Annotated in this window: 19 protein-coding genes; 3 read left to right on the plus strand and 16 right to left on the minus strand. The window is 75.1% G+C overall.

The features are described 5' to 3' along the window. Positions 1-63: 63 nt before the first annotated feature. A complete protein-coding gene (locus tag Q7L73_RS00980) occupies positions 64-621 on the plus strand; it encodes a thioredoxin domain-containing protein (RefSeq protein WP_304691216.1) in 558 nt (185 codons plus the stop codon). A 3-nt stretch (positions 622-624) separates the two neighbouring features. On the opposite strand, the gene Q7L73_RS00985 is transcribed toward Q7L73_RS00980, so the two are convergent. From Q7L73_RS00985 to Q7L73_RS00995, 3 genes are all read right to left on the minus strand, one after another. Next, a complete protein-coding gene (locus Q7L73_RS00985; protein WP_304691217.1) occupies positions 625-4044 on the minus strand; it encodes an AAA family ATPase in 3420 nt (1139 codons plus the stop codon). A gap of 144 nt (positions 4045-4188) precedes the next feature. After that, on the minus strand, positions 4189-5337 hold the full coding sequence (locus tag Q7L73_RS00990) for an exonuclease SbcCD subunit D (protein WP_304691218.1): 1149 nt from the start codon (positions 5335-5337) through the stop codon (positions 4189-4191). Between the two features lie 64 nt (positions 5338-5401). Next, on the minus strand, positions 5402-7708 hold the full coding sequence (locus tag Q7L73_RS00995; RefSeq protein ID WP_304691219.1) for a PQQ-binding-like beta-propeller repeat protein: 2307 nt from the start codon (positions 7706-7708) through the stop codon (positions 5402-5404). A 152-nt stretch (positions 7709-7860) separates the two neighbouring features. Between Q7L73_RS00995 and Q7L73_RS01000 the strand changes: the two genes are divergently transcribed. Next, positions 7861-11211, plus strand: coding sequence for a DEAD/DEAH box helicase family protein (locus Q7L73_RS01000; RefSeq protein WP_304691220.1), 3351 nt, complete (start codon positions 7861-7863; stop codon positions 11209-11211). A 10-nt stretch (positions 11212-11221) separates the two neighbouring features. Here the strand turns inward: Q7L73_RS01000 and Q7L73_RS01005 are convergent, their stop codons facing one another. Next, entirely contained in the window at positions 11222-11446 is a 225-nt protein-coding gene (locus tag Q7L73_RS01005; RefSeq protein WP_304691221.1) for a hypothetical protein, read from the minus strand. 96 nt (positions 11447-11542) lie between these two features. Here Q7L73_RS01005 and Q7L73_RS01010 point away from each other — a divergent pair, with 96 nt between their 5' ends. Continuing rightward, complete coding sequence (locus Q7L73_RS01010) at positions 11543-13576, plus strand: phage holin family protein (protein ID WP_304691222.1); 2034 nt, start codon at positions 11543-11545, stop codon at positions 13574-13576. Here Q7L73_RS01010 and Q7L73_RS01015 read toward each other — a convergent pair. From Q7L73_RS01015 to Q7L73_RS01070, 12 genes are all read right to left on the minus strand, one after another. Beyond that, entirely contained in the window at positions 13573-14322 is a 750-nt protein-coding gene (locus tag Q7L73_RS01015; RefSeq protein WP_304691223.1) for an MBL fold metallo-hydrolase, read from the minus strand. The genes Q7L73_RS01010 and Q7L73_RS01015 overlap by 4 nt on opposite strands. Continuing rightward, positions 14283-15320 (minus strand): spermidine synthase, encoded by a 1038-nt coding sequence (locus Q7L73_RS01020; RefSeq protein ID WP_304691224.1) that lies wholly within the window; start codon positions 15318-15320, stop codon positions 14283-14285. Before Q7L73_RS01020 ends, Q7L73_RS01015 begins: the two co-directional genes overlap by 40 nt. Before the next feature lie 55 nt (positions 15321-15375). After that, positions 15376-15903: a ribonuclease H gene (locus Q7L73_RS01025; RefSeq protein WP_304691225.1), complete on the minus strand. Its 528-nt coding sequence runs from the start codon at positions 15901-15903 to the stop codon at positions 15376-15378. Positions 15904-15985: 82 nt separating this feature from the next. Then, positions 15986-16720 (minus strand): hypothetical protein, encoded by a 735-nt coding sequence (locus tag Q7L73_RS01030; RefSeq protein WP_304691226.1) that lies wholly within the window; start codon positions 16718-16720, stop codon positions 15986-15988. A 104-nt stretch (positions 16721-16824) separates the two neighbouring features. After that, the gene (locus tag Q7L73_RS01035) at positions 16825-17742 is read right to left on the minus strand and encodes a TIGR03620 family F420-dependent LLM class oxidoreductase (protein WP_304691227.1); all 918 of its coding nucleotides are present in this window, start codon (positions 17740-17742) and stop codon (positions 16825-16827) included. A gap of 96 nt (positions 17743-17838) precedes the next feature. Next, positions 17839-18318, minus strand: a complete 480-nt coding sequence (locus Q7L73_RS01040) for a metal-dependent transcriptional regulator (RefSeq protein ID WP_304691228.1) — start codon at positions 18316-18318, stop codon at positions 17839-17841. A 95-nt stretch (positions 18319-18413) separates the two neighbouring features. Then, positions 18414-19163 (minus strand): creatininase family protein, encoded by a 750-nt coding sequence (locus Q7L73_RS01045; RefSeq protein WP_304691229.1) that lies wholly within the window; start codon positions 19161-19163, stop codon positions 18414-18416. Beyond that, positions 19160-19834, minus strand: a complete 675-nt coding sequence (locus tag Q7L73_RS01050; protein WP_304691230.1) for a bifunctional 4-hydroxy-2-oxoglutarate aldolase/2-dehydro-3-deoxy-phosphogluconate aldolase — start codon at positions 19832-19834, stop codon at positions 19160-19162. Before Q7L73_RS01050 ends, Q7L73_RS01045 begins: the two co-directional genes overlap by 4 nt. Then, on the minus strand, positions 19831-20970 hold the full coding sequence (locus tag Q7L73_RS01055) for a Gfo/Idh/MocA family protein (RefSeq protein ID WP_304691231.1): 1140 nt from the start codon (positions 20968-20970) through the stop codon (positions 19831-19833). Before Q7L73_RS01055 ends, Q7L73_RS01050 begins: the two co-directional genes overlap by 4 nt. Next, positions 20970-21917 carry a phosphotriesterase gene (locus Q7L73_RS01060; RefSeq protein WP_304691232.1) on the minus strand — a complete coding sequence of 316 codons (948 nt, stop codon included), beginning with the start codon at positions 21915-21917 and terminating at the stop codon, positions 20970-20972. The genes Q7L73_RS01055 and Q7L73_RS01060 overlap by 1 nt, the downstream gene beginning before the upstream one ends. Beyond that, positions 21917-23377 (minus strand): FGGY family carbohydrate kinase, encoded by a 1461-nt coding sequence (locus tag Q7L73_RS01065; RefSeq protein ID WP_304691233.1) that lies wholly within the window; start codon positions 23375-23377, stop codon positions 21917-21919. Before Q7L73_RS01065 ends, Q7L73_RS01060 begins: the two co-directional genes overlap by 1 nt. Before the next feature lie 59 nt (positions 23378-23436). Beyond that, positions 23437-24288 carry a GntR family transcriptional regulator gene (locus tag Q7L73_RS01070; RefSeq protein ID WP_304691234.1) on the minus strand — a complete coding sequence of 284 codons (852 nt, stop codon included), beginning with the start codon at positions 24286-24288 and terminating at the stop codon, positions 23437-23439. Between the last annotated feature and the right edge of the window lie 33 nt (positions 24289-24321).

Here is a 24321-nt window from a genome sequence, read left to right on the forward strand (position 1 = left end):
CACCGTACGGCTGACCCGTGTCTCTGCGCATGGCGACGTGCGCGGTCGGCGAGACTTCACTGCATGGCTCCTCCCGAGATCCCCGCCGGCGCCGCGCCCGAGGGCGACGGCATCGCCGTCGGCAGCGGACCCGTCCGCGTCGACGCGTACATCGACCTGCTCTGCCCCTACTGCCGCGCCTTCGAGCAGCGTGCCGGCGCGACGCTCGACGCGCTCGTCGCCGAGGGCCGCGCGACGATCGTCTACCACCCGGTCGCGTTCCTCGACCGCTTCTCGGAGGGCACCGAGTACTCGACCCGCGCCGCGGCCGCCCTCGGCGCTGCTGCCCAGGCCGGCGCCTTCCCCGCCTACAAGGACGCGCTGTTCGCTCAGCAGCCGGAGGAGAACACGCCAGGCCTCAGCGACGAGCAGCTCACGCGGATCGGCGCCGAGAGCGGGATCGCCGATCCGTCGTTCGCCGACGACCTGCTCGGCGGCCGCTTCCGCCCCTGGGTCGAGCTGGTCACCGAAGCGGCCGTCGAGCGCGGCGTCAACGGCATCCCGACCGTCTTCGTCGCCGGCCGCCAGGTCGACGCCGACGCCGATCCGATCGCCGCGGCCGTGGCGGCTGCCGGCGGCTGAGGATCAGCTCGCGGGAGCGACGGCCGCCTGCTCGACGTGGGAGCCGTCGCGGCCCTTGACGACGAGCAGCTGGGCCGGGACGCGCTGGCGCAGCTCGGCGACGTGGGAGACGATCCCGACGGCGCGGCCGCCCTCGCGCAGCTGGTCGAGCACGTCGAGCACCTCGTCGAGCGTGCGCTCGTCGAGCGAGCCGAAGCCCTCGTCGATGAACAGCGTCTCGAGGCGGCTGCCGCCGGCGTCGGCGGCGACGACGTCGGCGAGGCCGAGCGCGAGCGCGAGGCTGGCGAGGAAGGTCTCGCCGCCGGACAGCGTCGCGGGCGAGCGCTCCTGCCCGGTCCAGCCGTCGACGATCTTGAGGTCGAGGCCGCCGCGCTTTCTGCCGCGGGCGCCGTCGTCGGCGTGGATCAGCGCGTAGCGGCCGTTGGACATCCGCTCCAGCCGCTGCGTCGCCGCCTCCGCGACCTCTTCGAGCCGTGCCGCGAGGACGTAGGCGGAGAGCCGCATCTTGAGCCTGTTGGCGGGCGAGCCGCCGTCGACCAGGCCGGCCAGCTCCTTGATCAGCCGCTCGCGCGCGGCGACCGGGGCGAGCTGCGTCAGCGCGCTGTCGAGCGCGCCGGTGAGGCTCGTGACCTCGGCGAGGCGGCGCTGCTCGACCGTGTTGCGCCCCTGGCACGACTCGTCGGCGGCGGCCGCGCTGTCAGCCACGGCTCGCAGCGCCGGCAGGTCGGGCGCCGGCTGCGCGACGGCGGCCTGCAGGACCGGGTCGGCGACGATCGCGGTGCGGCTGGCAACGCCCTCGTCGTAGCCGCGCAGCTTGCGCTCCAGCTCCTGCAGCGCGGCCGCGTCGCGGATCGCCGCGGCTGCGGCGGTGACCGTCTCGAAGCCGGCGGCGTCGACCGCTCTCGCGACGGCGGTCGCGGCCTCGTCACGCGCGACGGCGGCGCGCGCGGCCTGCTCGCGCGCGGCAGCGGCGGCGTCGGCCGCGCGCGCGTGCTGCGTGAGCTGCTCCACGCGGGCGGCGATCGAGTCGGCCTCACCGCGGGCGCCCGCGACCTGCTCGCGCTCGCTGGTGAGCGCCGCAGCGCGCTCGGCGTGCGCGGCGCGAGCGCTGGCGGCGGCCTGCTCGGCGTCGCGGCGCTGCTGCTCGTGCGCGGCCGTCGTCGTGGCGAGCGCGGCCAGCTTGCGCTCGACGTCGGCCAGCGCGGCGGCTTCGGCGCGGGTCGTCGTGAGCTGCTCGGCGCGTGCCGTGGCGTCGGCCCGCAGCTCCTCCACGCTCGCAGCGCCCGCGACCGCCTGCGCCGCCGCCAGCGCGCTCGCGTTCGCCGCCGCCGCCCGCTCGGCCTCCGCCCGCAGCTCGGCCGCGCCCGCCTGCGCCTCCTGCGCCGCGCGCTCCTGGTCGGCGAGCGAGCCGCTCGTGTCCGAGGGGGGCGCGGGGGCGGCGTCTGGGGCCGCGGCGTCCGCGGCGCGAGCAGCGGCATCGAGCGCGGCGGCGTCCGCGGCGGAGGCGGCGGCATCGAGCGCGGGGGCGGCGTCCGCGGCGGAGGCAGCGGCGAGATGCGCCGGCGCGGGATGGTCGAGGGCGCCGCAGACGGTGCACGGCTCGCCGGGGACGAGGCCGCTGGCCAGCTCGGCGGCCATGCCGGCGAGGCGGCGCTCGCGCAGGTCGAGCCAGCGCTCGCGGGCGGCCTGCTCGCTGCCGACGGCCTCACGCACCTGTGCATCGAGTCGGATCTGCTCTGCTGCGCGACGATCCCGCTCAAGCGCTTGCTCGGCTCGCTCGGCGGCGGCTTTCGCCTCGACTTCGAGCGCCTCGACGCGGTCGCTCGCGCGGCGGGCGACGACGAGCGCGCCGTCGAGCTGGACGCGCTCGCCGGCGGCGGCTTCGAGCGCCGCGGACGCGCTGGCGGCACGGGCGTCGGCGTCCTCGGCGTCGGCGAGCAGCCTCGCGAGCGCCTGCTCGGAGGCGTCGAGCCGCTGCTCGACCGCGACCAGCTCCCCGAGCGCCCCCGCCCGCGTCCGCAGCTCGCCCGCATGCGCACGCAGCGCGACGGCGGCGGGGTCGGCGTCATCGGCGGGCGCGCGCAGCGCGGCGGCGGAATCGGCGTCGTCGGCGGGGGCGGGCTCGGCCGCCGGCGCCACCTCCGACACGACCTCCGGACGTTCGACCCTTTCAGGGGTCAAACGTCCGCTGCTCGGGAGGTCGAAGAGGGTCAGCTCGGCTTCCGGCTCGGGCTCGGGCTCAGGCGGCGCGGCGGGCGGCGGCGCGTCGACGCGAGCGGCGGCTGTCGGCGGCGCGTCGGCGGCCGGCGCATCCGCGTGAGCGGCGGGCGGCGACGCGTCAGCGCTCGCGGCGGCCGCCTCCGCAACGGCACGCGCCTCGTCGTCCAGCGCGTCCCAGGCGGACGCTGCCGCGCGGTCGGCGGTGGCGGCGTCGGCGGCGCGGGTGCGGGCCGCCTCCAGCGCGGGGGCCACGGGGGCGGCGGCGCGAGCGGCGCGCAGCTCGCGCTCGGCCTCGTCGCGGGCGTCCTGGCGGGCGCGCCACGACTCCAGCTCGCGCTGCGCTCTGGCGTGGCGCTGCTGGCGCTCGGCCAGCTCAGTCGCGGCTGACAGGGCGGCGTCGGCGGCGGCGCGGGCGGCGCGGGCGCTGGCGGCCGACTCCTCCGCGGTGACCGCTCCGGCCTGGGCGCCGACGCTGAGGCCGCCGGCCCATTCGCGCAGCCGCTCGGGGTCGAGCTCCCAGTCGGCGGGCGGCTCCTCGCCAGACGCCTGCGCCAGCCGCGCGACGACGTCGCGGACCGCGCCGAGCTGGCCGTGCAGCTCGATCCGGGCGGTTCTCGCGCGATCTCTCAGCCACCACTCGACGGCCGCGAAGCGCTCGGTGCCGAACAGCCGCTCGAGCAGCTTCCAGCGCTCGTCGCTGCCGGCGCGCAGGAAGGAGGCGAACTCGCCCTGCGGCAGCAGCACGACCTGGCAGAACTGCTCGCAGCTCATCCCGAGCGGATCGGACAGCTCCGCTCTCGCCTCGTCAGGCCGGGCGGCGACCGTCACCCACTCGCCGTCGCGCAGCTCCTGGACGGTGCAGCCGTGGCCCTCCTCGGTGATGCCCTCGCCGCGCACCTTCGGCCGCTCCTGCTTCGGGCGGCGGACGATTCTGAAGCGGCGGTCGCGCAGCGTCACGTCCAGCTCGACCTCTGTGCGCGCCTCGGGTGACGCATGGTCGGAGCGGAGACGGGCGTCCTTCGCGCGGGCGCCCGGGACCTCGCCGTAGAGCGCGAAGCAGACCGAGTCGAGCAAGGTCGTCTTGCCGGCGCCGGTGTCGCCCCGCAGCAGGAACAGCCCGGCGGCCGAGAGCGCGTCGAAATCGACCTGCTCGGTGCCTGCGAACGCCTGGAAGGCGGTCACGCGAAGGTGGTGCAGGCGCATCCGATCAGGCTATCGAGCGATCGTGACGGCGCCGCTCCGCGCTCGCCGCACACTGCGGGAAGAAGAGCGCCGACACGGCGCAGCTGCGCGCTGGCCGGAGCGGCGCGCTGATGTGGCGGGCGCGCGACAAGCGACCGGCGTCGCTTACGCGACGGCTTCGGCGACGCGACGGGCGGTGAGCGCGTCACGCAGCAGCGTCAGCTCCTCGTCGTCGGCGTCGCTGCCGCGCACGTCGGCGACGAAGCGGCGCAGCAGCTCGTCGTCGTCCAGGCCGCGCAGGCGCTGGTAGGAGTCGGCCGGCGAGCCGGCGTCGCCCTGTGGGTCGAAGGCGAGCACGACCGCATGCGGGAAGCGCGCCCGCAGCCGCTCCATCGCGTCGCCGGGGCGGACCGGATCGGTCAGCGTCGCCTGCACCCACGCGCCCTCGCGGTCGCGCAGGCGCGGATCGGCGAGCAGCTCGTCGAGCGTGCCGCGCAGCGTCGCCAGCGGACGCGGGACGGGGACCGGGATCAGCGTCACGTCGGCGGGCGATGCGGTGTCCACGATCGCCAGCGACTTTCTCTGCGTCGCCTCGCTGAAGGAGAAGGCCAGCGGCGAGCCGGCGTAGCGGCCCGCGCCGCCGCCGACGATCTGCGGCCCGTGCAGATGGCCGAGCGCGACGTAGTCGGCGCCGGCGAAGGCACCCGGCGGCACGTGCGCCGCGCCGCCGACGGCGAGATCGCGCTCGCTCTCCGAGCCGGCCGCGCCGGAGACGAAGGCGTGCGCCATCACGATCACCGGCGCGCCGCCCGCGGCAGCGCCCGCGCCGCGCGCCGCGACGTCCGCCCGCACCCGCGCCATCGCCGCCCCGGTGACGGCCGCGTGCGAGCGCTCCTCGACCCCGAGCGGCTCGCGCACGAGATCGGGCTCCAGGTAGGGGAGGGGATAGACGAGCGCGCCGCCGACAGCAACCGGCGTCCCGATCTGAAGGGGATCGGTCGCGATGTGGACGCGCGCCCGCGCGAACAGCTCCGCGCCGAAGCCGAGCCGTGCGGCCGAGTCGTGGTTGCCGGAGATGACGACGACCGGCGCGACCTCGGCCAGCCGCGCCAGCGCCTCCGACGCCAGCCGCACCGCGTCGACCGGCGGCAGCGCGCGGTCGTAGAGGTCGCCGGCCAGGAGGATCCCGTCCACCTGCTCGTCGCGCGCGACCGAGACCGCGAAGTCGACGAACTCCGCCTGTGACCGCAGCAGGTCCTCGCCGTGGAAGGCGCGGCCGAGGTGCCAGTCGGCGGTGTGGAGGAAACGAGCCATCGCCCCTCCACGATGAAGGGCGGGCCGGACGGAATCGCCCGGCCCGCATCGCGCGCGCGAGGCGCTATCTGACGAGCGTCGTCACGTACGTCGAGACCGCTCTGATCTCGTCGGCGCTGAGCGTCCCTCTGAACGCCGGCATTCCGCCGCCGCCGTTCTCGACCTGTCTCTGGACCGCCGCCATGTCTCTCGCGGACGGGATCGTCGTCAGGTCGGGTCCGCCGTTGCCGCCTCTGGCGTCGGCGCCGTGGCAGACCGAGCAGTTGTCGGAGAAGACCTGGGCGCCGTTGGCGGCCGCGCCGCCGGCGCTGTTCTCCGACGACTCGGTCGTTCTGTCTCTGTCGTTGGACGGCTGGACGGTCGTTCTCTCGGTCTCGACCTGGCCGGCCTCGCCGGCGTGCTCGATCGCTCTCGCGGCGGCGCCGGGCGCGACCGGCCCGATCTTCCCGTCGAGCGAGAAGAGCCACAGCGAGTCGCCGTGGGAGGTGCCCGCGAGCGAGTTGCCGGCGGCGTAGAACGCGATCATCTGTCTGCCTCTGTACTCGAAGATCGCGGGGGTCGAGTTGGCGCCGGCGCCGGTCTGGAATCTCCACAGCTGCTCGCCGGTGGAAGCGTTGAAGGCCTGCAGCTCGCCGTTGTTGCGGCCGACGAAGACGAGGTTGCCGGCGGTCGTCGTCGTGCCCGAGTAGCAGGCGTCGTTTCTGCCGGTGAATCTTCTCGTCCAGGCGATCTCGCCGGTCGTCACGTCCTGCGCGACGAGCAGGCCGGGGTAGGTGCCGAAGCCCTGCAGCGTGAAGACCGACGAGAGGTACTGTCTGCCGACGACCGGTCTCGTCGGGCCCTCGGTGAGGTAGCCGGCGAAGGTGTCGGCGCCGCATATGTAGACCATGTTGGTCGTGCGGTTGAACGACGACGGCGGCCAGTTGGTCCCGCCCGACGGGCCGGGCTTGATCACCTTCGGGATGTTCGTGTACGGCTCGTAGATCGATCTCGCCGCCTGCACGGTGACTCTTCTTCTGCCTCTCGTCTGCGCGTCGAGGATCGCCTGGATCGTCTGGATCTCCTCGGGCCGGATCTCGTGCGGCGCGAACGGCGGGTAGTCGGGGATCGGCTGCGTGTCGGCCGTCTCCTGGATCTCCTTGTCCTGCGTCACCGGCATGTCTCTGATCCCGTGCAGCGGTCTGCCGGTCTCGCGGTCGAGCATGTAGAGCCAGCCGGTCTTGGCCGGCTCCGACAGGCCCTTGACCTCTCTGCCGTCGATCTCCGCGTCCCACAGCACGACGGGCGACGGCATGTCGTAGTCCCAGATGTCGTGTCTGACCGCCTGGAAGTGCCACTTGACCTTGCCGGTGGCCGGGTCGAGCGCGACGATCGAGGCGCCGTAGAGGTTGTCGCCTCTGCGGTTCTTGCCGTTGAGGTCGGGCGCGACGTTGCCGGTCGAGAGGTACATCGTGTTCAGCTCGGGGTCGACGGCCGGCGTCTGCCAGATCGGCGCGCCGCCGTTTCTCCAGGCGTCGTTGCTCGGCCAGGTGTCGCTGCCCTCCTCGCCGGGCGCGGGAATCGCCCACCAGCGCCAGTCGAGCTTGCCGGTCTGCGCGTCGACCGCGGTCAGGCGGCCGCGGATGCCGTACTCGCCGCCGGAGACGCCGGTGTAGACGCGGCCGTTGTAGTAGAGCGGCGCGTTCGTGAGCGTCTCGCCGTCTCTCCAGTCGCCGACCGAGTACGACCAGTTGACGGTGCCGGTCGCCTGGTCGAGCGCGACCAGTCTGCCGTCGAGCTGGCCGACGTAGACCTGACCGGCGCCGATCGCGACGCCGCGGCTGGTCCAGCCGCAGCAGATCGTGTCGATGTCCTGCGGGATGTTCGACTCGTACTTCCACAGCCGTCTGCCGTCGGAGACGCGGTTGGCGAAGACGTCGTCGTTGCCGGTGACGGTGTAGATCACGCCGTCGTAGACGATCGGCGTCGCCTCGCCGCTGTACTTGGCGGCCGTGCCCGATCTGTCGAAGCGGGCCTCCCACAGGCCTCTCAGCTGACTGACGTTTCTGTCGGTCACCTGCGTGAGCGGCGAGTAACGCTGGTTGTAGGTCGAGCCGCCGTTGGTGAGCCAGTTCTCGCGCGGCAGCGCGGCCAGCTCGGCGCTGGTGAAGGCGGGGGCGGGGTTGATCGGCGAGTTGGCCGCCTCGGCGGCGGTCTCGGGGTTGGTGTCGTTCGGTCTCACCGGCGCCGTCACGGTGACGGTCGTCGTCTTGTCATGCCCGGTGAAGTGACCTATCAGGTACCCGGCGAGGAGCGAGACGCCGAACCCGACCGCCACCGCGGTCGAGACGACGATGCCCCAGAAGAGCCCACTGCCTCCGTCGCTGCCCATGCCTGACTCCGTTCCTCCGCCCGCCGCCGCTGCCGCGGCGCTCACGGGTCTCGCCTACCCGTTCCGATGTCTTCGGGCGACCGAAGGAACTGGAATCAGGCGCGTCGCCGCTCGTGCGCGGCGGGCGGCCGGCGCCGGGTACGGTCTGCGCGATGACGGCGACCTCCGACGGCTGGTCCGGACTGGCGTTCACGCCCGCGTGGCGGCACTACCAGCAGCTGGCGCTGGCGGCCTTCGACGCGGACGTGGCGGCGCGGCGGCGGGCGACCCACATCGTCGCGCCGCCGGGGTCGGGCAAGACGGTGATCGGGCTTGAGATCGCGCGGCGGCTGGGGCGGCCGGCGCTGGTGCTGTGCCCGACGAGCGCGATCCGCGCGCAGTGGGGGAGCGCGCTGGCGCTGTTCGGCGGGGGCGACGCGGTGCCGCTGCACGCCCACACGTACCAGGCGATCTGCCAGACGGCGGACCCGGGCGGGGCGCTGGCCGAAGCGGCGCTCGGGCGGCTGGCGGCGGAGCGGGCGCGCGACACGGCGGTGGGGGTCGACGCGGCGCGAGCGGAGATGGAGGCGTGGGAGGGCGCCGCGCGCAGACGGCTGCAGCGCGACGTCGCGACCGTGACGGCATCGCTCAAGCGCGAGATCGCGCGCGGCGGCGAGCTGGGGCTGGCGGCGCACGACCTGCTCGGCGACGGCGCCCGCGCGCGGCTGGCGGAGCTGCAGGCGGCGGGCGTGCGGACGGTCCTGCTCGACGAGTGTCACCACCTCGTCTCGACCTGGGGCTATCTCGTGCGCGCGGTGATCGCGGCGCTCGGCGACGACGTGCACGTCGTCGGGCTGACGGCGACGAGCCCGGCCGACCTCAGCGGCGAGGAGGCCGTGCTCTACGACGACCTGCTCGGCGAGGTCGACTTCGAGATCCCCACGCCGGCGGTCGTCAAGGAGGGCTACCTCGCGCCCTACCAGGAGCTGGCGCTGTTCACGACGCCGCTGGCGAGCGAGCGCGCCTGGCTGCGCGAGCACCACGTCCGCTTCCAGGAGCTGCTCGACCGGCTGCAGACGCCGGCGCCGATCGGCAGCGCCGAGGAGGAGCTGTCGTTCGGCGCCTGGACGATCGCGCGGATGCGGTATCGGGACGCGGAGGCGGCGACGGCGTTCGCGGCGGCCGGCGACCCGGGCTCGGGCGCGGGCGCCGGTGGCGACGCAGCGGGTGTGGGCGACGGCGAGGACGCGGCTGACGCGGACGCGGCGGATGCCGGCGCCGGCATCGCAGGTGCGGGCGCAGCCGAGCCGGCGCGGCTCTCGTTCGCCGCCTTCGCCAAGCGCCAGCCGCGGCTCGCGCGCGCCGGGCTGCGCTACCTCGCCTCGGGCGGGCTGGAGCTGCCGCCGGACGCGCCCCGCGGCGAGCTGACGCGCGCGCCGCTGGAGCTGGACGACTGGCTCGTGCTGCTCGACGACTGGGCGCTGCGGTGCCTGCGCGCCCATCCCGGCGACGCCGCCGAGCGGCTCTGGCAGCAGCTCGCCGACGGCCTCGCCGACCTCGGCTACGCGCTCACCCGCCGCGGGATCCGCCCCGGCCGCGACGACCTCGACCGCGTGCTCGTCCACTCGGCCGCGAAGTCGCTGCTGGTGGTCGACGCGCTCGACGCCGAGCACGGCGTGCGCGGGGAGGCGCTGCGGGGCGTCGTGCTGTGCGACAGCGAGCGGCCGGCGCGCGCTCCGGAGTCGACCTCGCTGACGCTCGGCGGCGGGCTCGCGCTGCTGCGGGCGATCGCCGCCGACACGCGCACGGAGCTGCTCGCGCCGCTGCTGGTGACGGGCACGACCGTCGCGTGCGCGGTCGGCGACCACGCGCGCTGGCGCGAGGCGCTGGCGGCTGAGCTGCCGCAGCCGCTCGCCGCGCTGCTGACGGTCGAGCCGCTGCCGGGCGCGGGCGGCGACGTCCCGCTCGTGCGCCTCACCGCCGCCCACCCCGACTGGACCACCGCGACCTGGGTGCCGGCCGTGACGCGCGCCTTCGCCGCCGCCGGGGCGAACCTGCCGCAGGCCGGGGCGCACGAGGACCGGACGATCGCACCCCTGTCAGGGGGTCGAACGTCCGGAGGTCGCGACGCGGAGCGCTGCGGGCGGGTGCTGATCGGGACGCGGGCGCTGCTGGGCGAGGGATGGGACTGCCCGCCGGTCAACGTGCTGATCGACTGCACGGCGGTCGCGGCGTCGGTCTCGGTGCGGCAGATGCGCGGCCGCTCGCTGCGGCTCGACCCGGCCGACGGCGGCAAGATCGCCTCCAACTGGGACGTCGTCTGCGTCGATCCGGAGCTGGAGCGCGGCACCGCCGACTACCAGCGCTTCGTCCGCCGCCACGCCCACCTGCACGCGCCCTGCGAGGACGGCTCGATCGAGTCGGGCGTCTCGCACGTCCACCCGCAGCTGTCGCCCTACGCGCCGCCGCCGGAGCAGCAGTTCACCGCCCTCAACCTCGCCGCCCTCGACCGCGCCGCCGGCCTCGACGCCGCCCGCGAGCGCTGGCGGATCGGCGCGCCCTACCGCGGGGAGGAGCTGCCGGTGCTGCTCGTCGCGTCTGCGTCATCCGCGCCAGGGTCTGCGTCATCCGTGCCGGCAATTGCAACATCCGCGCGCGGAAATGCGCAAGCCGCCCCGCGGTCTGCGTCAGACGCGCCCGCCTCTGCGTCAGCCGCGCCGTGGGCTGCGGCGTTCGCGCCCGCCCGTCCGCTGCCGTCGAGCGGGCGCGGGACGGGGAGCGGGGCGATCGTGGCGCTGGTGCTGGCGGTCGTCGCGGGCCTGACCGCGAATCCGGCGGCGGCGGTCGGGATGGTGTGCGTCGCGCTCGTGCTGGCGGGGCTCGCGCTGCACCAGGCGACTCTGCGCGGACGCGTGCCGACCGGACCGCCGGCGCTGGAGCGGACAGCGCGCGCGGTCGCGGAGGCGTACGTCGCGCTCGGCGAGATCGCACCGGCCAGCGCGGCCAGCCTCGCCTTCGCGCCGCGGCTCGGCGGGCGGATCCGCGTCGCGCTCGCCGCAGGCACGAGCGAGGAGAACCGCCGCTTCGCCGGCGCGCTGGAGGAGGCGATCGGCAGCGCGACCGCACACCGCTACCTCGTCAGCCGCCCGCTCCCGCGCCCGGCGCCAGGCACTCGCGCCACCCGCCCGCGCCCGGCGCCGGATCATCGCGCCACGCGTCCGCGCCCCGCGTTCGCCACTCGCGCCACCGCCGCGCAGCCTCACTCCGCGCTCTCCACCGCCATCCGCGCCGCCCGCGCGATCGCCGGGCGGGAGCAGCCGGAGCTGCACTGGCATCCGGTCCCGTCCGACCTCGGCCGCAACCGCGCCCGCGCGGACGCCTATGCGAACGCCTGGCGCGCGCAGGTCGCGCCGGAGGGGACGCTTCAGTACACCGGCGGCAGCGAGGAAGGGCGCGCGCTGCTGCTGCGAGCAACGGACGAGCCGGCCGCGTACGCGGCCAGCCATCGCACCCTCTGGGTCTGACCAGGAACGGCTAGGCCGTGCGGGGACCGGGCGGGTCCGTGGGGCGCAGCTTGCGGCGGGCGTCCTCGGCGGCGCGGCGGGCGAGGCGGCGCTGGGCCAGCTCGTCCATCGACGTCGGCGCGGGGGCGGCCGTCGCACGCACCTTGCGGGCGCGCTCGATCGCGGCGGTGATCTCGGCCGAAGAACGCCCGGCGTTCCGGCTCCAGGCCTCCGGCATGTCGCGGTCGGTTCGCATACCCGCGGAATCGGCAGCCGCTCCACAATCCTTGAATCGAGACCGGAAAACCCGCAAACGTCCGTCCTGACGGCCGGATGCGCGATGCTTCCGACCATGCGCAACGGATCGGTCCGCCGCCTGAGCCGACTCGCCTCGGTCACGCTGCTCGAAGCCCTGCTGCTGCTCCTGCTGGCGGAGGTCCTGCCCGGCTTCAACGCCGACGGCTTCGGCGCCGCGCTGGCGCTCGCGATCCTGCTCGGGCTCGCGAACGCGCTGCTGTGGCCGCTGCTGATCCGGGTCGCGCTGCCGTTCACGGTCCTGACGCTCGGCCTCGGCGCGCTGCTGCTCAACGGCGTCGTGCTGCTCGCGATCGCCGCGATCGACGAGGGCGTCCACGTCCACGGCGTCGGCACCGCGGTCGTCGTGACGCTGGCGCTGACGGCGCTGTCGGCGATCTCGAACGCGATCCTCGCGCTCGACTCCGGCGACCTCTGGTACCGCCATGTCGTCCGCCGGCAGCTGAAGCGGACCCAGCTGGCGGTCGACAGCGACGTGCCGGGGATCCTCTTCCTCGAGATCGACGGGCTCGCGCACGAGATCGCCCAGCGCGCGCTGCGCGACGGCAACGCGCCCGCGCTCGCCCGCTGGCTGCACGACGGCAGTCACGAGCTGAAGCGCTGGGAGACCGACTGGTCGTCCCAGACCGGCGCGTGCCAGGCGGGCATCCTGCATGGCAGAAACGACGACATGCCGGCCTTCCGCTGGTGGGAGAAGGAGCACGGCAGAGCGATCGTCACCAACCATCCGAAGGACGCCGCCGAGCTGGAGCGGCGCGCCTCGGACGGGCGCGGCCTGCTGCACGCCGACGGCGCCAGCCGCGCGAACATCCTCTCCGGCGACGCGCCCCACTCGCTGCTGACGATGAGCACCGTGCTCGACCGCAGACGCCAGGGCCGGCTCGGGCAGGACTACTTCGCCTACTTCGCCAGCCCGTACGGCGTCGCGCTGACGTTCATGCGCTGCCTCGGCGAGATCGTCTCCGAGCGCTGGTCGGCGATCCAGCAGGTCCGCCGCGACGTGCGCCCGCGGATCGACCGCGGCGGCAGCTACCCGCTGATGCGCGCCTTCGGCACCGTGATCCAGCTCGACCTGCAGGTCGCCGCCGTCACCGCCGACGTGCTCGCCGGCCGCCCAGTCGTCTACACGACCTTCCTCGCCTACGACGAGGTCGCGCACCACTCGGGCGTCGAGCGGCCGGAGACGCTCGCGGTGCTGCGGCGGGTCGACCGCGCGATCGCGCGGATCGCCGCCGCCGTCGAGCACGCGCCGCGGCCGTACAGACTGGTCGTGCTCGCCGACCACGGCCAGAGCCAGGGCGCGACCTTCCTGCAGCGCTACCACGAGTCGCTGGAGCAGCTCGTCAGACGGACCTGCGGCGACGGGTCGGTCGCTGCCGCGACGAGCGCCGAGTCCGACGAGAGCCGCGGCCAGCTGCGCGCCGGCATCGCCGAGCTGGGGACGCGGCCCGGCGTCACCGGCAGGGCGGCGAGAAGGCTCGCGGACAGACAGACCGAGAAGGCGCAGCTGGAAGCGGGCGAGCAGCCGCCGGAGATCGCCGTGATGGCCTCCGGCAACCTCGGCCTGATCTCGTTCCCGCGCGAGCCCGGCCGCGTCACGCTGGAGCAGATCGAGCAGCGTCGCCCGGGCCTGCTCGACACGCTCCGCACCCACCCCGGGATCGGCTTCGTGCTCGTCAGATCGGAGCGGGACGGCGCCGTCGTGCTCGGCGCCGACGGCCGTCACCTGCTCGACCGCGGCGTCGTCGAGGGGGAGGACCCGCTGGCGCCGTACGGCCCGCGCGCCGCCGACCACGTCCGCCGCACCGACCGCTTCTCGACCTGCCCGGACATCGTCGTCAACAGCACCTACTGGGCCGACACCGACGAGGTCGCCGCGTTCGAGGAGCTGGTCGGCTCCCACGGCGGGCTCGGCGGCACGCAGGCGCAGCCGTTCGTGCTCCACCCGGCCGAGCTGCCATGGCCGGCCGCGCGCGGCGAGGACGTCGTCGGCTCGGAGACGATCCACCGCATCTTCTGCGGCTGGCTGCACCAGCTCGGCCACGACGGCTACGACGCTTTCACCGGCTAGGGCAGCTCGAAGGACGCGCCGGGAGCGAGCGTCTCGACGCGCGTGCCCGGCGCGACCCGCGCGACGGCGGTCGCGAAGTCGCCGGCCGGCGAGGTCAGCAGGCCGCCGTGGCGGCGGGCGAGGCCATAAGGGAGATAGGTGCCCCAGTGGATCGGGATCGCGACCCGCGGGCGCACGAGCGCGACCGCGCGCGCCGCGCCGCTCGGGTCGAGGTGGCCGGGGCCGAGTGACGGGCCCCAACCCCAGATCGGCACGAGCGCGACCTCGACGCGACCGCGCAGCTCGCCCATCCGCTCGTCCAGGTCGGTGTCGCCGGCGAACCAGATCCCCTCGACCAGGTAGCCGAGCGCGTCGAGCTGCGGCGAGCGCGGCCAGCGTCTCGTCGGGTGCCAGGCGGGGACGACCTCGACCTCGGCCGCGCCGGCGCGCAGCCGCACGCCGCTGCCGACCTCGCGGACCGCGCCGAAGCCGAGCCCGCCGACGAGCTTGCGGCCGCCGAGCGGCAGCACGACCTCGGTCTCGCGCGCGGCGAGCGTCCGCAGCGAGGGGCGGTCGAGGTGGTCGTGGTGCACGTGCGAGACGAGCACCGCGTCGAGCGCCCCGAGCGCGGCGGCGTCCGGCGGCGCCGGCGCGTGCCGCCGCAGATGCGCGACCCGCCCGCGCAGCAGCGGATCGGTCAGCAGCCGCGCGCCGCTGTCGGTCTCGATCAGGACGGTGGCGTGGCCGAGCCAGGTGATCCGTCGCACGCGCCCACTCTCGCAGGCGGCGACGCGGTGCGCAGCGGGTCGGCCTCTGGGGCGGGCGCGTCGGCGGGCTGCGGCGGGGACGCGGCGCGCAGCGGATGAGCCTCCGGCGCGGGCGCGTCGGCGGGCTGTGCGGGCGGCTCCGGATCGCGGAACGGCCGCGCGCCGCCGAGCCAGCGCGTCAGCTCCTCGCCGCTGACGGCCAGCTCGGGCACGCCGCCGCGCAGCGCCCGCCGGCCCAGCTCGGCCAGCGGCAGCAGGCCGGCGGCGGCGCCGAAGACGACGACGTTGCCGCCCTGGCGGCCTCTGATCGTCTTGCGCGTCGCCATCACCGCGGCCTGCTCGAAGACTTCGGCGGCGGCCGCCGCGACGCCGCGCGCGACCTCCAGCGGCGGCACGTCGATCACGTTCGCGGCGAACGCGCCGCCCGGTCGCAGCGCCCGCCGCGCGGCGGCGACGAACTCCAGCGTCGTCAGGTGCGACGGCACGTTCGTCCCGTGGAAGGCGTCGAGCACGACGAGGTCGGCGCTGGCCGGGTCGCGCCGCTCCAGCAGCTCGCGCGCGTCGAGCACGCGCACGCGCAGCCCGCGCTCGCTGCGCAGCCCCAGCTCGGCGCGCGCCAGCTCGACCAGGCCCGGGTCGATCTCCGCCACCTCGTTGCGCGCGCCCGGCCGCGTCGCGAGCACGTAGCGCGGCAGCGTGAAGCCGCCGCCGCCGAGATGGACGACGTCAAGCGGCTCGCCGCGTGGCGCCAGCAGGTCGCAGAGGTCGGCGAAGCGGCGCACGTAGGCGAAGTCGATCGCGGTCGGGTCGCGCAGGTCGACGTGCGAGCAGTCCTCGCCGTCGAGCCGCAGCAGCCGCCGCCACGGCCGGCCGGCCTCGGGGATCACCTGCGCGAGCGCGAACGGCGTCTGCAGCTCGACCGGCTCGCCGGACCAGCGGCGGTCGTCGCGCTCGTGACGCGCGCGAGAGCCGGAGCGGGAGCGGGAGCGCGAGGCCATTCCCAACAGGATGCACGACGGCGGCCGATCGGCCGCCGTCGACGCGGGCGCCGGATCAGGCGACGGCGGCGGCCGCGGCGACGGCGAGTCTGTCGGCGCGGTCGTTGAGCGCCTTGTGCTCGTGGTCGGAGCCGGTCTCATGACCGCGCACCCAGTGCCAGCGGACGTTCTCGTGGCGGGCGATCTCGGCTTCGAGCGCCTGCACGAGGTCCTGGTTCTTGACCGGGTCGCCGCTGGCCGTCTTCCAGCCCTTGCGCTTCCAGCCGGCGATCCATCTCGTCATCGAGTTCAGCATCAGCTGCGAGTCGGTGACGATGCACACCTTGCTGCCGGCCGGCAGCGAGCGCATGCCCTCCAGCGCGGCGGTGTACTCCATCCGGTTGTTGGTCGTGGCAGGATCGCCGCCGGAGTACTCCAGCGGCGAGCCGCCGTCGGCGGGGACGACGATCGCGGCCCAGCCGCCAGGGCCGGGGTTGCCCTTGCAGGCTCCGTCGGTCCACACGAGCGCCTCGCCGAGCAGCTGCTCGACGGGGGTCTCGACCGGTTTGCTTCGTCTGGGGCGGCGGCGGGGAGCTGGTGACATCGGCGCGGAAGGGTAGCGCGCCGGTCGGTCGGCGCGCCCGGCGGGAACGAGACGGACCCGCCCGCCCCCGCCGCCGCCGCGATCAGGCGGGGACGAGGTCGCCGCTGCCGCCCGACCAGCTGCCCGGCTGCGTCGAGCCCTGGTCGTCGCTGTCGGATCTGTCGCTTCTGTCGGCTCTCGGCGCGGGTCTGCCGGCTCTGTCGCCCGGTCTGCCCGGGAAGCCACGGCCGCCCGGGCCGCCCGGCCCGCAGCCCGGCGCGCCGCGGAAGCCTCTGCCCGCTCTGTCGCCTCTGCCCGGGAAGGCGGGCGGTCTCGGCAGGTCGGCGTTGACGAGCGCGGTGATCCGCTCTCTCAGGTCTCTGACGAGCTGGTCGCGGCCTCTCTCGCCGAGCCAGCCGTCGGCGACCGCTCTGTCGAGCCGCTCCGTCGCGGCCGTCACGAGCGCGTCGATCAGGCCGTCGACGTCCTTGCCCTGCGCTCTGGCGACGTCGGCGAGCGATCTGCCGTCTCTCAGCTGCGTCTGCAGCTCGTCCGCGCTGAGGCCGAGGTAGTCGGCGGCGGTTCTGCCGACGTCACCGAAGCCGCCGAAGCCGAAGCCGCGGCCGCCGTGTCCGGGGCCGCCCGGTCCGCCGGGGCCGCCGGGGCCGAAGCCTCTCGCGCCGTCCGGCCCGCTCGGCGGCTGCGGCGCGCTGTTGGCGTCCGGTCTCGACGGGGTGGTGCTGCCGTTGTTGCTGGCTGCGACGGCGACGCCGCCGCCGGTGAGCACGAGCGCGGCTGCCGCGCCGGCGAGCGCACGGCCGGTCAGTCTGCGATTCACGGGGGTTGCTCCTCCGGTTGCTTGCTTGCGTTCCATGGCACCAGCCGGATCTGAGAGCGGCCTAAGAACGCTGAGAGGGTGCTCAGGGATCCCTGGCAGGAGGCTCAGGGGACGAGCAGCGGCGCCAGCTCCTCGAGCTGCTCCAGCTGGCCCTCCAGGGTCGGCGCGAGCGGCTGGATCGCGACGTGGTCGGCGCCCGCCTCACGGTGGGCGCCGAGCTTCGCGACGACCGTCTCGGCGTCGCCCCAGGCGACGAGCGCGTCGACGAGCCGGTCGCTGCCGCCGTCGGCGAAGTCGCGCTGCGCGAAGCCGAGCGTCTCCAGGTTTCTCGTGTAGTTGGGGAGCGTCAGGTAGAGCTTCAGGAAGCCGCGCCCGACCTCGCGCGCCAGCTCCGGATCGCTCTCCAGCACGACCGCGTGCTCGGGCGCCAGCAGCGGCGCGGGGCCGAGCAGCGCGCGCGTGCGGGCGGTGTGCTCGGGGGTGATCAGATACGGGTGCGCGCCGGCGGTGCGATCGCGTGACAGCTCGACCATCTTCGGCCCGAGCGCGGCGAGCACGACCGGCACGGGCGGGTCGGCCTTCGGGCCGGCGTAGCTGGCGCCCGCCTCCGTCATCCCGTCGAGGTAGGCGGTCATCGCGGCGAGCGGCTTGGCGTAGTCGTGGCCGCGCATGTTCACCAGCGGCGCGTGGCTGACGCCGAGCCCGAGCAGGAACCGCTCCGGGTAGGCCTCGCCGAGCGCCTCGGCGGCGTTGACGGTCGCGCGCGCGTCACGCGCCCAGATGTTGGCGATCCCGGTCGCGACCACGAGCCGCTCGGTCGCGCTCAGCAGCAGCCCGGCGTGCGTGTACGCCTCCTTGCCGACCGGCGTCTCGCCGAACCACAGCGCGCCGTAGCCGAGCCGCTCGATCGTGCGCGCCGCGGCGGCGCCCTCGGCGGCGGAGACGGTGGCCAGCGACGACAGCCAGACGCCGGTGGCGCCGATCCGGTCGCGGGCGGTGGGCACAGCACTGGGTTCGCTCATGTGACCCAGTCTAGTTCGACATACGTCGAAACGTCAAAGCCCCAACGCAAAGCGCCCGCATGGCGCGGGCGCAGGGTGCGTCGATGTGACTGCCGTCTAGCGCGCGGCGGAGGGGCGGCGGCCCGCGCTGCTGCGCGGGGTCTGCGTCCTGATGCGATCGCTGACCGCGACCGGGGAGGTGTCGCAGGGGCGCTCGCCGGTCCAGCTCGCGAGCCGCAGGTGCTGCTCGAGCTTCGGCGAGATCGCCGCCAGCAGGTGGTCGGCCTCGTCGGCGATCTCCTCGGCGGGGATCGTCGTCTGCGTGCGCAGGAAGCGCTCGACGACCGAGCGGCGGCGGCGCATCGCGGCCGCCTCGTGGCGGCCGGCGGCGGTCAGCTGCCAGCCGCGCTGGGCGGCTCTCTCGATGTAGCCGTCCCGCGCGAGGCGACGGAGCATCTCGTGGACGGTCGGCGCTGAAAGGTCCAGCGCACGGGCGACGGCGGCCGCCGCAACGGTGTGACGATCGCCTCCAAGCTGGGCGATCGTCTCGAGGTAGCGCGACTCGGCGCGGCTAGGGGACGTCGTCTGCTCCGTCATGGCCCGGAATGATAACGCAAGGCGCTAAAGATAGCCAGCCGTTAAACACAGTCGCGGGGTCGGAATTACGGTCGCCCTAACTTCTGCGGAGTCGCTCAGGCGAGCCCTGCGCGCGCCCCTTCGATCAGCTCGACGATCGTCGCGACGGCGACGTCGATGATCGCGCGGCCCTTGTCGGCGGTCGCGAGCGTCGGGTCGCCGAGCACGGGCGAGTCGGGCGAGAAGGTGTGCCACGGCGTCGGCGAGACGTCGATGTCGGCCGGGAGCGTCGGGCGGTTGGGTCTCGCCAGCTCGATTCTCACGTGCTCGGGCGCGAGGTGGAGCATGTACGACGTCTCCAGCTCGCACGCGTGGAAGTAGGAGGGGTGGACCCGCTGCTCCTCCAGCACCGCCCGCGAGATCTCGCCGATCCCCGGGTAGGTCAGCGACAGCACCTTCATGCCGTGCTCGTCGTGGAGGCGGCGGGCGGCGAGCTTCATCGCGTCGAGGTTGCCCATGTGGCCGTTGACGAAGGCGAGCAGCGGCACGCCCTGCGCGAACAGCGAGGCGCCGATCTCGTAGAGCGCGTTGACCATCGTCTCCAGCGTCAGCGAGATCGTGCCGGCGTAGGCGCTCGTCGACCAGACCTGGCCGTACGGCAGCGCCGGCAGCACGACGCTGTCCGCGACGCGCGTGGAGACCTGGCGTGCGACGGCGTCGGCGAGCAGGTTGTCGGTCGACAGCGGCAGGTGCTCGCCGTGGTTCTCGACCGCGCCGAGCGGCAGCAGCGCGACCGGTCTGCGCGCGAGCAGCTGCTTCACCTCGCCGTCGTTGAGCAGCTCGTAGGAGACGGCCGCGGCGCTCACGCCGTCACCCCGCCGCGGGCCGCGGCGACGGCGGCGACGAACGCCTTCGAGCGCTCCGTCACCAGCTCCCAGTCGCCGTCGCGCAGCGCGGTGGCCGGGGCCAGCTCGCCGCCCGCGGCGACGGCGAGCGCGCCGGCCGCGAACCACTCGCCGACATTGGCGGCGCTGACGCCGCCGGTCGGCAGGAACGACAGCTGCGGGAACGGCGCGCGCAGCGCCTTCAGCAGGGCCGGGCCGCCGAGCGAGCCGGGGAACAGCTTCACGACGTCGACGCCGAGGCGGCGGGCGCGCATCACCTCGGTCGGCGTCACGGCGCCGGCCATCACGACGCGGCCGGTCGCCCTCATCGCCGTGACCAGCTCGTCGTCGAGGCCGGGCGAGACGAGGTACGCGGCGCCGGCGTCGGCGGCCTCGGCCGCCTGCGGCGGGTCGAGCAGCGTGCCGGCGCCGAGCACGACCGTGTCGCCATGGCGCGCGCGGATCCCAGCCAGCGCGGCCGGCACGTCGGGCGTCGAGTAGGTGATCTCGATCCCGCGCACCCCGCCGGCGACGAGCGCGTCGGCAGCGTCGATCGCGGCCTGCGCGGAGGGGGCGCGGACGACGGCGAGCACGCCGGCGGCGCGCAGCGCGTCGAGGGTCTGAGCGTGGTCTGCAACGGCAGCGGCGGTCATGCGGAGACGGTCTCCTCGGGGGCGGTGGTGGCGGGGAGCGCGACGGCGGCGCGGCGCGCGGAAGAGCGGTAGATCGCGTCGAGCACGCGGATCACGTCGCGCGCCTGCAGCAGCGACGCCTGCGACGGCGCGGCGCCGGAGCGGAGGCGGTCGAGCAGCGCGTCGAGCTGGCGGTCGTAGGCGGGGTCGGGGACGAGCGTCAGCTCGTGGCCGGCGGGGCTCGGCCAGGTCTGCTCGTGGCGGCCGGCGGCGATCCCGGCGGCGGCCGTGCGCAGCTCCAGCGTCAGCGACGGCGGCACGGGGCGGACCTTCAGCGTGCCGTTGACACCCTGGAACTCCAGCCACCAGTTGTGGACCCAGTCGCTCGACTCCCAGGCGGTCACGTCGAGCGTCGCCAGCAGCGTCGGGTAGCGCAGCAGCGCGCCGCCGACGTCCTCGTACAGCAGGCGGCCGACCGCGGCCGTGTCGTCGGGCAGCGGATCGGCGAACAGGTCGCGCTTGACGACGTCGGAGCGGACGACGGTGCCGGCCGGCAGCCGCTCGACCATCCCCATCACCTCCGACGGGACGCCGAGCGCGTCGACGATCAGCTGCAGCATGTGGCAGCCCTCGGTGAAGACGACGCCGCCGAGGTCGCCGGGGACCGACTGCCACAGCTCGTCGCCGCAGCCGATCGGGCAGCCGCAGTTGAAGCGGGCGAGCGTGATCTGGCCCAGCGCGCCGGAGGCGAGCAGCTCGCGCATCCGCGCGATCGAGGGCGAGTGGTGCAGCTGGTAGGCGATCTCTACCTCGACCTCGTGCTGGGCCAGGCCGCTGACCATCCGCTCCATCTCAGCGAGGCCGGACGCGCCCGGCTTCTCCAGCAGCAGTGCCCGCACGTGCGGCGCCGCGGCGAGCGCGAGGTCGGGCAGCTCGGTGTCGAGCGCCTCGCTCACGAGCAGGTCGGGCTTCAGCGCGAGCAGCTCGTCGAGTGATGCGAAGCGCCGCAGCCCGGTCTCCGACGCGAAGCGCTCCGCGAGCCCGGCATCGCTTTCGTGAAACCCCAGCAGCTCGACGTCCGCGCGCGCCCGCAGCTGCGCGACGCGCACGAACACGTGCGGGTGGCGGATCCCCGCGACGGCGGCGGTCAGGCCCATCAGTACGGCGCCGTGAAGCTGAAGTAGCGGCGCGGGTTGTGGACCAGCAGCGTCTCCACGACCTCATCCACTCTCGCGTCGGTGTACCCGCGCTCGCCCAGCTCCGAGCGCAGCCGCGGCACCCACGTCTCCAGCACGAATCTGAGCCCCGGCCCGCGCTCGTAGGCGTACAGGTCGGACTGGCGCGCGAGGTCGCCGCCGAGCAGCAGCTGCTCCAGGTGGCCGGCCTCGATCAGCGCGATCGTCGCGTCGACGCGGTCAGACTCCGGCCCGTACTTGACCTTCGACAGCTGGTCGAAGGAGAGGAAGACGCCGGTCGCGGCGACCTGGCGGTGGTACCAGGGGTCGACGTTGCGGGTCAGGTGCGCGACCGCGAGGCGGCGCACGTCGACGCCCTCCTCGCGCATGATCTCGACCTGCTCCAGCGCCATCGTGCCGGCCTCGGTGTGCGAGTGCAGCGGCGCGCCGGTGCGGCGGTGGGCGCGGGCGGCGGCGCGCGCGACCCGCTCCTCGGCTTCGGAGATCGAGTTGTAGCCGGTGCCGAACTTGATCACGCCGCCGCGCACGCCGGTGTCGCCGATCCCCTCGGTCACCTCGCGCACCATCAGCTCTTCGTACTGCTCGGTGCTCCAGTCGCCGGCGCGGTCGCGGAACCAGAGGCCCTTGTTGAAGCCGGCGGTGGCGATGATCTGCACGCCGGTCCGCTCGGCGATCGTCTTCAGCGCGGCGGCGTCGCGGCCGTAGTCCCAGGCGCTCGCCTCGTACATCGAGACGCCGCCGGCGGCACGGAACAGCTCCGTCTCGAGGATCGCCTTGTCGAGGTCGAGGATCACGAGGTCGGGATCCTTCTCGGCCATCCACTGCGGCGGGGTCGCGATCAGGTGCTCGTGGGCGTAGGTGACGCCGAGCTGCTCGGGGGCGATGTCCCCGGTGACGGTGCGGATCATCAGACGGTTCCTTCGGGTGCTTGCGAAGAGGAGGAGTAGGCGAGCGCGAGCGCGCGGGCGGCGGCGTAGCGCTCGCGGCGGGCGGCCCAGGCGGCGGCGTGCCGCGGCCGCGGGGCGACCGCGCCGGCGACGCGGCCGACGGCGCTGGCGGGCAGCGGATCGCCGAGCGCGTCACGCGCCAGCAGCGCGGCTCCGACGGCGGAGACGTCGTGGCTGGAGAGGATCTCGACCGGCGCGCCGAGCACGTCGGCGAGCGTCTGGACCCAGGCGCCGATGTTCGCGCCGCCGCCGGTCGCGACGACGCGGGCGGCGGCGTCGGGGCCGACCAGCTCGGCGATCGTCTTCAGCTCGAAGGCGATCGCCTCGAACAGCGCCAGCGCGATCCGCTCGCCGCGCACGTGCGGCGTGAGGCCGAGCAGCGCGCCGCGCAGGTGCGGGGCGAAGGCGGGCGAGCCGGCGCCGGAGAGCTGCGGCACGAAGACCAGCTCGTCGTCGGGGTCGGGGATCACGGCGTCGCCGTCCGGCAGCGCCAGCGTGCCGCCGACGAGCGTCCGCAGCCAGTTGAGCGCGAGCCCGCCGGTCAGCAGCGAGGCGAGCGCGAAGGCGCCGCGGCCGCCGGGCAGCGGGTGCAGCGTCAGCTTGCCGATCCAGTCGTCGTGGAACGCCTGCGGGCTGGCGAGCGGCGCGATCGCGGTGACGGAGGTGCCGAGCGACAGCGCGAGCGTGCCGGGCTCGACGGCGCCGGCGCCGAGCGCCGCGGTCGCCATGTCGCCGCCGCCGACGGCGACCGGGATGCCGGCGGGGAGGCCGGTCGCGCGCGCGGCCGCGTCGGTCAGCATGCCGCGCACCGCGCCGCCGTCTGCGAGCGGCGGGAAGAGCGCGGGATCGAGCCCGGCGCGCGCGATCAGCTCGCGGTCCCAGTCGCCGCTCAGCGCGTCGTGGACGAGCGCGTTGTGCGCGTCGCTGCCGTCGCTGACGAGCGCGCCGGTCAGGCGCAGCCCGATGAAGTCCTTCGCGTGGACCCAGACCCGCGCGCGGGCGAAGGTCGCGGCGTCGTGGTCGCGCAGCCACAGCAGCGCGGCGAGCGACGACATCGTCGTCACGGGGTGGCGCGAGCGCGCGGCCAGGTCGGCGCGCAGCGCCGGGTCGAGCGCGGCCAGCTCGGCGGCGCCGCGCGGGTCGGCCAGCAGCGGCGCCGGCCGCAGCGGCTCGCCGTCGCCATCCAGCAGCACGACGCTGCTCATGTTGCCGGAGAGGCCGACGGCGGCGATCTCGCGCAGCGGCGTGCGCAGCTGCTGCAGCGCGGCCAGCGTCGCCTCCCACCAGCCCTGCGCGTCGGCCTCGACGGCGCCGGGGGTGGGGACGAGCGCGTGCGCCGTGCTGACCGACTCGACGACGCTGCCGTCGCCGGCCAGCACGAGCGCCTTGACGCTGGAGCTGCCGACGTCGATGCCGATCACTCGCCCTGCGGGCTCGGATCGGTCGCGCGAACTCGCCGGGGGCTCCTTCGCGCCGCGCGTCACGTGGCCCCCGTCGCGGGCAGGTCCGCGCGCAGCTCGACGTCGCGCGCCGGGGCGGCGTCGCCCTCGCCCGGCAGCAGCGTCACGCGCACGCGGTAGGCGTCGGCGCGCATGTACGAGCGCACCAGCTCGACCGCCTGCCCGTCGGCCAGGTAGGCGACACGACGGGAGCGCAGCAGCGCGCGGTCGACCGGCACGTGCAGCCTCGTCGCCAGCTCGGCGGTCGCGTTCAGCGCGCTGTACTCCTCGTCGGCCCAGGTCGGGCGGCCGGCGGTCCCGTAGCGGGCTTCGAGGAAGGCGTAGAGCGAGCCGGCGGCGATCGCGTCGCGGTCGATCTCGGGGTAGCGGTCGGCCCGCAGCGCGGAGGCGATGTGGACGACCGGCCGCTCGTCGGCCAGCACGGTCCGCTCGATCGCCCATATCGCGGCGCCGGGCTCGATCCCGAGCGCGGCGGCCGTCTCGTGGTCGGCGGCGCCGCTCTCGCAGCGCTCGATCCGCTCGCGCGTGCTGTGGCCGGCGCGCTCGAGGTCCTCGGAGAACGACGGCAGCTTGCCGGCGTCGAGCGAGCGCGTGAAGGAGCCGGGGGAGGGGCTCGCCTTGAACGTGCCCGACCCCTGCACGCGCACGACGAGGTCGCGATGCTCCAGCTCGCGCAGCGCCTGCACCGCGGTGCCGCGGCTGACGCCGGCCCGTCTGGCGATGGCGGTCTCCGACGGCAGCCGCGTCCCGACCGGCAGCGACTCCAGGTGGGCCGCGAGCTGTTCGGCGATCTGGCGGTAGATCGGCACGCCGCTGGTCGTGTCGACCGGAGCGAGCGCCTCTGCCTGCAGCGTTGCCGTCGGATGCTCCATCGATCCCTCCATGTCGATCCGGCGAGCGAGCGC

Source organism: Conexibacter sp. CPCC 205762 (assembly GCF_030646155.1).
Taxonomy (GTDB): Bacteria; Actinomycetota; Thermoleophilia; order Solirubrobacterales; family Solirubrobacteraceae; genus Conexibacter.